11 protein-coding genes are annotated in these 10,891 nt (G+C 73.9%); 2 read left to right on the top strand and 9 right to left on the bottom strand.

All coding sequences use genetic code 11. From position 1 onward, the window contains the following. Positions 1–197 precede the first annotated feature (197 nt). Together EAD96_RS26160 and EAD96_RS26155 are read left to right on the top strand one after the other, a co-directional pair. Positions 198–1,031 (top strand): hypothetical protein, encoded by an 834-nt coding sequence (locus EAD96_RS26160; protein WP_233586181.1) that lies wholly within the window; start codon positions 198–200, stop codon positions 1,029–1,031. After that, positions 1,025–1,966: a hypothetical protein gene (locus tag EAD96_RS26155; protein ID WP_121686133.1), complete on the top strand. Its 942-nt coding sequence runs from the start codon at positions 1,025–1,027 to the stop codon at positions 1,964–1,966. Before EAD96_RS26160 ends, EAD96_RS26155 begins: the two co-directional genes overlap by 7 nt. Before the next feature lie 6 nt (positions 1,967–1,972). Here the strand turns inward: EAD96_RS26155 and EAD96_RS26150 are convergent, their stop codons facing one another. The 9 genes from EAD96_RS26150 to infB all read right to left on the bottom strand — a co-directional run. Next, positions 1,973–3,295: an MATE family efflux transporter gene (locus EAD96_RS26150; protein ID WP_120571112.1), complete on the bottom strand. Its 1,323-nt coding sequence runs from the start codon at positions 3,293–3,295 to the stop codon at positions 1,973–1,975. A gap of 47 nt (positions 3,296–3,342) precedes the next feature. Then, positions 3,343–3,852 carry an adenylate kinase gene (locus tag EAD96_RS26145; RefSeq protein ID WP_233586180.1) on the bottom strand — a complete coding sequence of 170 codons (510 nt, stop codon included), beginning with the start codon at positions 3,850–3,852 and terminating at the stop codon, positions 3,343–3,345. A 549-nt stretch (positions 3,853–4,401) separates the two neighbouring features. Next, positions 4,402–4,611: a DUF6186 family protein gene (locus tag EAD96_RS26140; RefSeq protein ID WP_030269837.1), complete on the bottom strand. Its 210-nt coding sequence runs from the start codon at positions 4,609–4,611 to the stop codon at positions 4,402–4,404. Beyond that, the gene (locus EAD96_RS26135; RefSeq protein ID WP_047893951.1) at positions 4,611–5,018 is read right to left on the bottom strand and encodes a hypothetical protein; all 408 of its coding nucleotides are present in this window, start codon (positions 5,016–5,018) and stop codon (positions 4,611–4,613) included. The genes EAD96_RS26140 and EAD96_RS26135 overlap by 1 nt, the downstream gene beginning before the upstream one ends. Positions 5,019–5,161: 143 nt before the next feature. Beyond that, positions 5,162–6,178: a bifunctional oligoribonuclease/PAP phosphatase NrnA gene (locus EAD96_RS26130; protein WP_121686131.1), complete on the bottom strand. Its 1,017-nt coding sequence runs from the start codon at positions 6,176–6,178 to the stop codon at positions 5,162–5,164. After that, positions 6,175–6,657 (bottom strand): 30S ribosome-binding factor RbfA, encoded by a 483-nt coding sequence (gene rbfA, locus EAD96_RS26125; protein ID WP_121686135.1) that lies wholly within the window; start codon positions 6,655–6,657, stop codon positions 6,175–6,177. The genes EAD96_RS26130 and rbfA overlap by 4 nt, the downstream gene beginning before the upstream one ends. Before the next feature lie 181 nt (positions 6,658–6,838). Next, positions 6,839–7,132 (bottom strand): DUF503 domain-containing protein, encoded by a 294-nt coding sequence (locus tag EAD96_RS26120; RefSeq protein WP_043325814.1) that lies wholly within the window; start codon positions 7,130–7,132, stop codon positions 6,839–6,841. Between the two features lie 41 nt (positions 7,133–7,173). Beyond that, positions 7,174–8,217, bottom strand: coding sequence for a TRM11 family methyltransferase (locus EAD96_RS26115; protein WP_120571115.1), 1,044 nt, complete (start codon positions 8,215–8,217; stop codon positions 7,174–7,176). Positions 8,218–8,299: 82 nt separating this feature from the next. Beyond that, positions 8,300–10,891 (bottom strand): translation initiation factor IF-2 (gene infB / locus EAD96_RS26110; RefSeq protein ID WP_121686130.1); only part of this gene is annotated, 2,592 nt, incomplete at its 5' end.

Below are 10,891 nucleotides of genomic sequence, written 5' to 3'. Positions count from 1 at the left end.
GGGGGGGGCTATTCGTCGGCAGCGTCAGAGGTGTATAAGAGACAGCCCCCGACCCCTACCCCACCGGCCACTCGCCGGAGGACGAGCTGGGACGGGTACCCGAGTGGCTGCGCCGGCCCGCGCCCGAGGTCGAGCCGGGCCGCGGCGACCGCCTGCGGATCGCGCTCGGCGGGCACTCCGGCAAGCTGCTCGGCGGCGTGGTCGTGCTGGCGCTGCTCGCGTTCTTCGGGCTCGTCGGGAGCCTCGGTTACCAGGGCTTCCAGCGCTGGCGCGAGATCTCGACGGCATACCCGACGACGAGCCCGCCGAGCGGTGAGCAGGCGGTCAGCTCCGCGTCGCCCCCGCCGGCCGCCGGCCCGTTCGACGGCACCCCCGCGGCCGGCTTCCCGGAGGGTGCGGCCGGGATCGCGCTGCCCCGGGTCAAGCGGACCGGCCCGTTCACCGAGAAGCAGGTGGCCGACGGTCTGGCCAAGGTACGCAAGGCCCTGGTCACCGCCCGGCTGGACCGCACGTTCTTCACCGAGAAGAGCCCGGATCGGCTGGTGCGCCAGTTCGCCCCGGACACCCGCGCCAGCATCCGGAAGGACTTCACGGCCGGCGGCGCCGCCAACTACGCCACGCGGCTCGGGCCCGGCACCCGGTTGACGAACGACCCGCCCCGGGTGCAGGGACGGATCTCGTACCGCGCGGCCCGGGACGCGTACGACATCCGCGTCCTGGAGATCACCACCAACTTCGTCTGGGTCTACGCCGTCCGGAGCACCCGCGCCCCGTCGGTCCCGGACGTCATCCTGGTGCACGACACGGTGATCTGGGAGGTACCCCTCCCGGCGGACGTCGTCACCGGCTCCCGAGGGCTGTGGATGCGGGACGCGAACTCCTACGTGACGAACGTGGAGTGCGCCGGTCTGAGCAAGGGCCTCCTGGAGCTGGAGATCACGCCGACCTACGGGGACGCCGGCAGCTCCGCGGAACACCCGGACGCCGTGTACGACCTGGACCGCTCGCTGAAGGTCGCGGACCCGTGCTGAGCCCGAGGGGATCCGAGCGGGACGGCTACCCCGACTGGCTGGACCGGTTGGAGCGGGAGATCCGGCCGAGTCTCGCCGTACGCCTGCGGATCTGGTGCCGGCGGCGCGCCCGCCGGCTGACGGCCGCGCTCGGCGTGGTGCTGCTGCTGGCCGCCGCGGCCGGTGCCGCCGGTTACGGCTACCGGCAGCTCCGGCAGCCGGCAGCCGCGCCGTCCCCGGCGGTCACCGGCGCTCCGGCGACCGCGGGACCGACTGTCCCGCCGGACGTCTTCGCCGGCACGCCGGCGGCGGACTGGCCGGCGGGGGCGGCCGGGATCGTGCTGCCACCGGCCCGGCCGACCGGCGGCTTCACCGGCGCCGAGGTGTCCGCCGGGCTGGCGCGGGTCCGCGCCGCCATGCTGACCGCCCGCCTGGACCGCGCGTTCATGACCGGCGGCAGCCCGACCCCGCTGCTGCGTCACGTCGCGCCGGCTGCCCGGGAGTCGGTGCGGAAGGACTGGTCCACCGAGACGATCGCCACGTACGCGACCCGGCTGGCCCCGGACGCCCGGCTCACCCCGGACCAGCCGCGGACGAAGGGCCGGTTCACCTACCGCGCCGTCCGGCAGGCCGACGGCGTACGGATGCTGGAGGTGACCAGCAACTTCGTCTGGGTCTACGGGTTCCGCGACCTCGCCTCCCGATCCGGTCACTCGGTGGTGGTGCTGCACGACGAGATCGTCTGGCGGCTGCCGCACGCCGGCGACGTGGCCCGGGCGGACCGGGGGCTCTGGTTGCACCGGATGTCGAGCTACGGGTCGGGCGTGGACTGCGACGCCGTGAAGCTCGGGCTGATCCGCCCCGGCGGCCTGGACCCGGCCGGCATCGGCTCCCCCGAGGACCCCGACGCGCTGTACGACCCGGAGCACCCGATCGAGCTGCCGGTCTCCTGCTGACCGGCGTCAGCGGACCGCGCCGACCACCGCCCACGCACCCGAGCGCATCCGCAGCAGCAGGCCGACCAGCCGCAGCACCACGAACAGCGTCAGCCCGGCCCAGATCCCGCCCAGCCCGAGGTCGAACCCGTAGGCCAGCCAGATCGCCGGCAGGAACCCGCCGAACGCACACACGATCGTGAGGTTGCGCAGGTAGCGCACGTCGCCCGCGCCGATCAGCACCCCGTCGAGCGCGAACACCACGCCGCCGATCGGCTGGAGCGCGACGAACCAGGGCCAGGCCGTCATGGCCTGCTCGCGTACCTGCGGATCGGAGCTGAACCACGACGGCACCACGCCGGCGCCGGCGGCGATCAGCACCGCGAAGGCCACGCCGCACAGGCCGCCGAGCAGCGCGACGCGGCGGGCCAGGAACCGCGCGCCGGCCGCGTCGCCGGCGCCGAGCGCGGCGCCGACCAGCGACTGCGCGGCGATGGCCAGCGCGTCGAGCACCAGCGCGGTGAAGAACCACAGCTGTACGGCGATCTGGTGCGCGCCGACCGCGGCGGCGCCGAAGCGGGCCGCGACGGCTGTGGCGGACAGGAAGCTGGCCTGGAACGCGACGCCCCGCACGAGCAGGTCCCGGCTGAGCACGAGCTGCTGCCCGATCACCCGGGGCCGGGGCCGCAGCGAGACCCGCTCGCGCACGAGCGCCGCCGCGAACAGCACCCCGGAGAGCGTCTGCGCGATCGCGTTCGCCACCGCGGAGCCGACCAGGCCGAGCCCGGCCGGATAAACCAGCAGCGGGCAGAGCACCGCGGAGAGCAGGTTCGGGCCGAGCACGAACAGCAGCGGGCGCCGGGTGTCCTGGATGCCGCGCAGCCAGCCGTTGCCGGCGGCGGCGAGCAGCAGGCCGGGCGCGCCGAGCGCCGCGATCCGCAGCCATCCGGCGGCGGCGTCGGCCACCTCGCCGGGGCCGCCGACGAGGGTACGCGCCAGCGCGCCGCCGCCGATACCGATGGCGACCGCCACCAGCACTCCGGTGGCGAGCGCGAGCCACGACGCCTGGACGCCCTCGGCCACCGCCGCGGCCCGGTCCCCCGCCCCGAACCGGCGGGCCGAGCGGCCCGTGGTGCCGTACGCGACGACGGTGCCGACCCAGGCGGTGAGCGTCATGACGGTGCCGCCGACGGCCAGCGCGGCCAGCGGCACCCGCCCGAGGTGACCGACCACCGCGGTGTCGACCAGGACGTACAGCGGCTCGGCGGCCAGCACCACGAGGGCGGGCAGCGCGAGCGCGGCGATCCGCCGCGGCGAGGCGGTGACGGCGGGGGCGGCAGTGGTGCTCATCGCCGCCGATCCTGGCACGCGCCCAGTAAGGTCCGCAAGGCGAGGGACTACTTACTTACGTCGGCCAGGAACCGGACCGTGTCACGGTGCCCGCGAAGGCGGCGCACCGGCAGCCCGGGGGCGTACTCGGACAGCGCGGCCAGCACCCGGGGCCGGGAGTCGCGGGGGTAACGCCAGACGTAGGGCAGGAAGTCGAGATCGAGCCGCTCCGGGCAGCCCTCGGGCCGGTCGGGGCGGGCCGCGGCGCGATGTGCCCACCGGCGGCGGACGATCCGGACCATGCAGCGCAGCCGGGAGGTGTCGCAGAGCACCAGCAGGTCGGCGCGGGGCAGCCGCAGGTCGAGCGTGCTCGCGTAGTTGCCGTCCATCACCCAGGCCGGGCGGGCGGCGAGCGCGGCCACCTCGGCGCGGAAGTCGGCCGGGGCGGAGGGGGTCCAGCCGGGGCGCCAGTAGTGCCGGTCGAGGTGGATCAGGGGAAGGTCGAGTCGCCGGGCCAGTTCACCGGCGAGCGTGCTCTTGCCGGCGCCGGAGCTGCCGACCACGAGGATGCGTCTCACCGGGCGACGGTAGCGGCGCGCGGGGCGGCGACGCGCCCCGAGCGGCGGTGACGTCGGCGTCGGGCCGGGGTGTGGACCGCGGGCCCGGCCGGCGTCACCGCCGGACGGCGTACGTCACTGACGGGTGTCCATCGAGGTCTGCAGCGCGCGGCGCATCTGCTCGCGCGCCTCGTCGGTGGTGGTCTCGGTCTGCGGCTTGCGCTTGCTGGGCATCTGAGGTCCTTCCAGGGTGCGGACCGCCGAGACGTGGCGGTCCTACGGGCGCCCGGCGCTCCGGCTCGGCGCGACGACGGGTCGCGCCGCGACCGGGAGTCGTCGGCGGCTGAGCGCCCGGCAGCGGTCCGGGATCACCGGAGCGGCTCGCCTGGCAGCGGGAGCCCGGGTCGGTCTGACCCTGGAGGGAGGCGAGGCCGGGTGCGGCACCACCGCCCGTGACCAGCGCCGCGAAGCGCCGGTCCCGCACCCAAATTAACGTTCACTTTCCAGATACTGCCCACTGTTCCCGAAATGCGGACAGATCAATGTCGTCGCCCGGCCCGGCGAGAGCGGTCAACGGGCCAGGAAGTGCCAACCCAGCCACCACCAGAAACCGAACAGCCCGATCCGGCCCACCGGCACCGGGCCCACCTCGTACCGCATCACGAACGCGCAGACGTCGGCCAGCGACGGGATCCGCGACCCCTCCCGGCGCGCGGCCCACTCGACGACGGCGAACAGCACGATCGAAACCAGGAAACCGCCGATCGCCAGTGCCCGCATCATCGGCGCACCAGTCCCCAGAACGCGGACAGCCACGCGAACCAGGCCGCCGAGCGGATCAGGTTGTCCTCCAGCAGCGGATCGGCCAGCCGGGAGAAGGTGGGGAAGTCGTCACCCGCCGCCATCACGAACGTCGCCCCCTCGAAGACCCCGAAGACGGTCACCGGGACCAGCCACCAGAGCGCGACCGACGGCAGCCGGCGCGGTGCCGGACGCCGGGGCACCCGGTTGCTCAGGCCGACCCAGATCAACCCCCCGCCGGTGGTGAGGATGTAGAGGTTCGCGGCGGTCGAGAAGGACGGCATCTGGCCGCCGACCAGAGAGAGGCAGATCAGCACCGGCACGGAGACGACCGGCCGGTCCCAGGCCCGGGGCGCCTCGACGGTGAGCTCACGGGGATGATCCATCACCCGATTGTCCCCAGCGTCACGGACGGCGGAAAGGCTGGCACGCCTCGTAATCCCCGGAAAAGCCGCCGATCAGCTCACACTTCAGATCGCCGCCGCACCTCGGCGCGGCAGAAATATCAGGGCAATCCCAGCCCTAAGGGCTAGAGCGTGCCGGTGGCCAGCTCGGCGCGGATCCGCCCGACCACCTCGTCGAGCGCTCCCCGGCCGGTGAAGCCGGCGGCGAACCGGTGCCCCCCGCCGCCGAGCGTCACCGCCACCCGGCTCACGTCGACAGCGCCCTTGCTGCGCAGCGACACCGCCCACTCGGCCTCGCCGGCCTGCTTGACCACACAGCTCACGTCCGCCTCGGCGGTGCAGCGCACCGAGTCGATCAGCGCCTCCAGCACGTACGCGGGCTGGTCGTGGCGGACCAGGTCGTCGCGGGTCGCGTACGTCCAGACGAGGCCGTGCCCGGCGGCGGCCGCCGGTTCCAGCGTGGCCCGGCCCAGCACCTCGCCGAACAGGCGGACGGCGCCGAACGGGCGGGTGTCGAAGACCCGCCGGGAGATGTCACCGGGCCGGATGCCGGTGGCGACCAGACGCGCCGCCATCTCGTGCACGGCCGGTGTGGTCGCCTCGAAGCGGAACGAGCCGGTGTCGGTGGTCAGCGCGACGTACAGCCCGGTCGCGATATCCGCGTCCAGCGTCACGCCGAGCCGGTCCAGCAGTTCCAGCGCGACCACGGAGGTGGCGGCGGCGTGCGGGTCGACCAGGCTGATCCGGCCGAACCCGCTGTTCGAGGCGTGGTGGTCGAGCACGAGCGACATGCCCGCCGTGTCCAGCCGGTCCGCCAGGTCGCCCAGCCGGGACTCGCTCGCCGCGTCGAAGCAGATCACCAGGTCCGGCGCCGGGTACGCGTCGTCCTGCGGCACCAGCAGGTCCACCCCGGGCATCCACCGGAACGGCTCGGGCACCTCCGGCGGGCCGGGGAAGGTGGCCTGGAGATCGCGTACGCCGAGCCGGCGCAGGCCCAGCGCGAAGCCGAGCATGCTGCCCAGCGCGTCCCCGTCCGGGTTCACGTGGCAGATCAGCAGCACCCGCGCGTCGGCGGGGAGATCGCGTACCGCCGCGACGGCGGCCGCCCACGCGGTCTCGGTGGGCCCGGCCGCCTCGGTCACCGGCGCTCGCCGGCGCGCGGCTCTTCGTCGTCCTCGTCCTCCGCGGAGGCTTCCTCGTCGTCCTCCTCGACCCGGTACGGCTGGGCGTCGCCCGCGTACGAGGACTTGGCGGCCAGCCGCTGCACCTCGGCGTCGGCGGTACGCGCGGCGGCGAGCAGGTCGTCGATGTGCTTGACCTGGTCCTGCACGTCGTCGAGGACGAAGGTCAGCGTCGGCGAGTGCCGCAGCCCGAGCGCCTTGCCGACGGTGCTGCGCAGCATGCCCTTGGCGCTCTCCAGCGCGGCGGCGGTGCTCGCCTGGGCCGCCGCGTCACCGAGCACCGTGTAGAAGACGGTGGCGTCGCGCAGGTCGGCCGTGATCCGGGCGTCGGTGATCGTGATCATGCCGAGCCGGGGGTCCTTGATCTGGCTGCGCACCAACGACGCGACGAGTTCCCGGATGCGCTCCGCGTGCCTGCGCACCTTGGCCGGATCCGACATGTCCCCCACCTCCGGGATCACCTGTACCAATGACGGCACCGGACCACCAGGCGATCCGGGCCGTCGGCCGGAGACGGCGGGCGCGTGGGCGCCGCCGGGTCCGACCGCCCAACGCTGAAGAACACTACCCGCGCCCGGCCGGGCGTCGCGCGGCACGGCCGGAGTGCCGCGCGACGCGCCGTCAGTCGTCCTCGCCGTGCAGACGACGACGGACCGACAGCAGCTCGGTCTCCGGGCGGGCGGCGACCAGCCGCTCGCAGGAGTCGAGCACCTCGCGGACGTGGGCCGGCTCGGCGGCCACCACAGCCACCCCGATCTCGGCCCGGCCGTGCAGGTCCAGCGCCCCCACCTCGGCGGCGGAGACCTCGAACTTGCGCAGCGCGGCGACGATCGGCCGGACGTAGGACCGCTTGGCCTTCAGGGACCGGGAGTCACCCGGGAGCAACAGGTCGAACAGCGCGGTTCCGGTATACACGGCGAGCAACGGTACGCCGGGCGGCGCACCCCGGCACGCGATTAAGGCGCGACCGCCACCAGCACGTCCCGCTCGATCGCCTGGTCGACCCGGTGGGCGAAGTCACCGAAGCCGGGGCCGCCGAGCACCCGCAGACCGGCGTCGGCCAGCACCGCCTCCGCCTGCGCCCGCGGCGCCACGTGGGTGTTCCAGGACAGCCCGAGCGCGCCGCCCGGACGCAGCAGCTCCCGCCACACCGGCACGGCGGCGGTGAGCAGCTCCAACGGGCTGCGGGACAACCCCTGGCCGGTACGGCTGCCGTGCGCCACCCCGTACGGCGCGTCGGTGACGATCACGTCCGCGCAGCGGGCGCGCAGCGCCTCGCGGGCCCGGGTGGTGTCGGTGTTCAGCACGGTGACGCGCTGGGTGGCCCCGGCCCGGTGCTCGTCCCGCGACGGCGCCAGCACCGCCTCGAAGCGGCGGGCCACCAGCTTGCGGTCCCGGCGCACCGACGTCGACTCGGCGGTGTGCTTGAGCCGCTTGCGGCGCAGCCAGGTGCGCAGGAACGCCGCGTACGCCTCCACGTCCTGACTGTCACGCTCGATGCCGATGCCGTCGTAGCCGTACATCAGCGCCTGGTTGAGGGTGGTACCCCGGCCGCAGAGCGGATCCAGCACCACCACCGGCCCGTCCAGCATCCGCGGCGCGGCGGCGGAGGCGAGCACCGTGACGTTGAGCAGCAGCCGGGTGAACTGCTCGTTGGTCTTGCCGGCGTACTTGGGAATGGTGATCAGGTCGGAGTCGTACCGGGCCAGCGGACGCAGCGGCACCGGGCGGAGCAGGTCGTCGCCGACGCGCTCGAACAGCGCGTACGCGGCCGACAGGTTCGCCAGGTGGGCCAGGTCCCGCTCGCCCAGCCCGGGTTCGGCGGTGGTGAACGTCAGGTACTCCACACCACCGATCCCGGTCACCTCCGCGCCGGCCGGTACGACGTCGAGCACGCCGGAACCGGCGAACACCGCCAGTTCGGCGCGCGCCAGCCGGGCCGCCGCGTCGGCGTAGACGCGGTTGGCCGAGGGCGCGAGGAGCAGTGCGTACCGGATCACGCCGGAGATTGTCGCAGCCTGCGGAAACGGCGACGGCCGGGGCCCGAAGGCCCCGGCCGCCGACCGGTCCTACGCGTGGTTCTCAGGCGCGCGGCTTCTCGCGCATCTCGAACGTCTCGATGACGTCGCCGACCTGGACGTTGTTGTAGCCGCCCAGCGTCAGACCACACTCGAAGCCCTCGCGGACCTCGGTCGCGTCGTCCTTGAACCGCTTCAAGGAGCTGATCGTGAGGTTGTCCGCCACGACCGCCCCGTCCCGCAGCAGCCGCGCCTTGGCGTTGCGGCGGATGAGGCCGGACCGGACGATACAGCCGGAGATGTTGCCGATCTTGGACGAGCGGAAGACGTCGCGGATCTCCGCGGTGCCCAGCTCGACCTCCTCGTACTCCGGCTTGAGCAGACCCTTGAGCGCGGCGTCGATCTCCTCGATGGCCTGGTAGATGACGGTGTAGTACCGGATCTCCACGCCCTCGCGGTCGGCCATCTCACGGACCTTGTTCGAGGCCCGCACGTTGAAGCCGATGATCGTGACCGCCTCGGACGAGGCGCTCGCGAGCATGACGTCGCTCTCGGTGATCGCGCCCACGCCCCGGTGGATGATCCGAAGCTGGACCTCCTCCGGGATGTCGAGGTTGAACAGCGCGTCCTCGAGCGCCTCCACGGAACCGGAGACGTCGCCCTTGAGCACCAGGTTGAGCGAGGTCTTCTCGCCCTCCTTGAGCTGCTCCATGAGCGTCTCGAGAGTGGCCCGGCCACGGGAGTTGGCGAACGACGCCGCCCGCCTCCGCGCCTGCCGCTGCTCGGCGATCTGCCGCACGGTGCGGTCGTCCTCGGCGGCCAGGAAGGTGTCACCCGCACCCGGCACCGTGGTCAGACCCAGCACCATGACCGGACGCGCCGGACCGGCCGAATCGACCGGCTTGCCGTTCTCGTCCAGCATGGCCCGGACGCGGCCGTGCGCCCCACCGGCGACGATCGAGTCACCGGCACGCAGGGTGCCCTTCTGCACCAGCACGGTCGCCACCGCGCCACGGCCCTTGTCCAGGTGCGCCTCGATCGCGACACCCTGCGCCGGCCCGTCGATCGGAGCGGTCAGCTCCAGCGACGCGTCGGCGGTCAGCAGCACGGCCTCGAGCAGTTCCTCGATGCCGATGCCGGGCTTGGCCGCCACGTTGACGAACATGGTGTCGCCGCCGTACTCCTCGGCGACCAGGCCGTACTCGGTCAGCTGCTGGCGGACCTTGTCCGGGTTCGCCTCGGGCTTGTCGACCTTGTTGACCGCGACCACGATCGGCACGTCCGCCGCCTTGGCGTGGTTGAGCGCCTCGATGGTCTGCGGCATGACGCCGTCGTCGGCCGCGACCACCAGGATCACGATGTCCGTGACCTGGGCACCACGGGCACGCATGGCGGTGAACGCCTCGTGACCCGGGGTGTCGATGAACGTCACCGCGCGGTCCTCGCCCTCGTGCGGGACGTGGACCTGGTAGGCGCCGATGTGCTGGGTGATGCCACCCGCCTCGCCGGCCACCACGTTCGCCTTGCGGATCGCGTCGAGCAGCTTGGTCTTACCGTGGTCGACGTGACCCATGACGGTCACCACCGGCGCACGGCTGACCAGGCGGTCCGCCGCGACCTCGGCGTCGAGGTCGATGTTGAACTGCGCGAGCAGCTCGCGGTCCTCGTCCTCCGGGCTGACGATCTGCACGTCGAAGCCGAGGTGCTCACCCAGCAGCTGCAGGGTCTCGTCGGAGCACGACTGGGTCGCCGTCACCATCTCGCCCAGGTTGAACATCTCCTGGACCAGCGAACCCGGGTTGGCGTTGATCTTGTCGGCGAAGTCCGACAGCGAGGCGCCACGGGACAACCGGACGACCTGACCCTGACCGCGGGGCGCGCCCGAGGACATGGTCGGGGCCGACAGGTTGTCGAACTCCTGTCTGCGCTGCTTCTTGGACTTGCGACCGCGGGTCGGCCGGCCGCCCGGACGCCCGAAGGCACCCGCCGCGCCGCCGCCACGGCCACGGCCGCCGCCACCGGGACGGCCACCGCCGCCGACCGGACCACCCGGACGGAAACCACCGCCGGGAGCACCGCCACCGCCGCCGGGACGACCGGCGCCGCCGCCGGGTCCACCACGACCGCCACCGGGGCCGCCGGGGCGGCCGGTGGTCGGGCGCTGGCTCGGCATCGAGGCCGGGCTCGGCCGCGGCGGCATCGACGCCGGGCTGGGCCGCGGCGGCATGCCGGCCGGGCTGGGACGGGGACCGCCCGCACCGGCGGCCGGGGGCCGCTGCTGCTGGCCGCCCTGGATACCGAACGGGTTGTTACCGGCGCCGCGCGCCGGCGGACGACCGCCGGGCCGGGCACCGGGGCCCTGACCCTGACCCGGACCGCCGGGACGACCGGCGGCCGGGGAACCCGGACGCGGCGGCATGGCGTTCGGGCCGGGACGCGGGCCGGGACGGGGACCGCCCTCGGCCGGAGGCTCCCGGCGTACGGTCTCGCGCTGCTGCTGGCGGGCGGCCTGGGCGGCCTTGACCGCGGCCTCCTGCTCAGCCTTGAGCGCGGCGGCACGCGCTTCGGCGGCCGCCACTTCGATGTCGTGCGCGCTCGCCGGCTTGGCGACCGGGGTCGCCGGCTGCGGCGGGCCGGGGACCGGGCCCTTGGGCTT

Origin of the sequence: Micromonospora sp. BL1 (assembly GCF_003667485.1) — a bacterium.
GTDB classification, from domain to species: domain Bacteria; phylum Actinomycetota; class Actinomycetes; order Mycobacteriales; family Micromonosporaceae; genus Micromonospora; species Micromonospora tulbaghiae.
The sequence above is the reverse complement of the archived record's forward strand: the minus strand, read 5'-3'. Positions and strand labels throughout refer to the sequence as shown.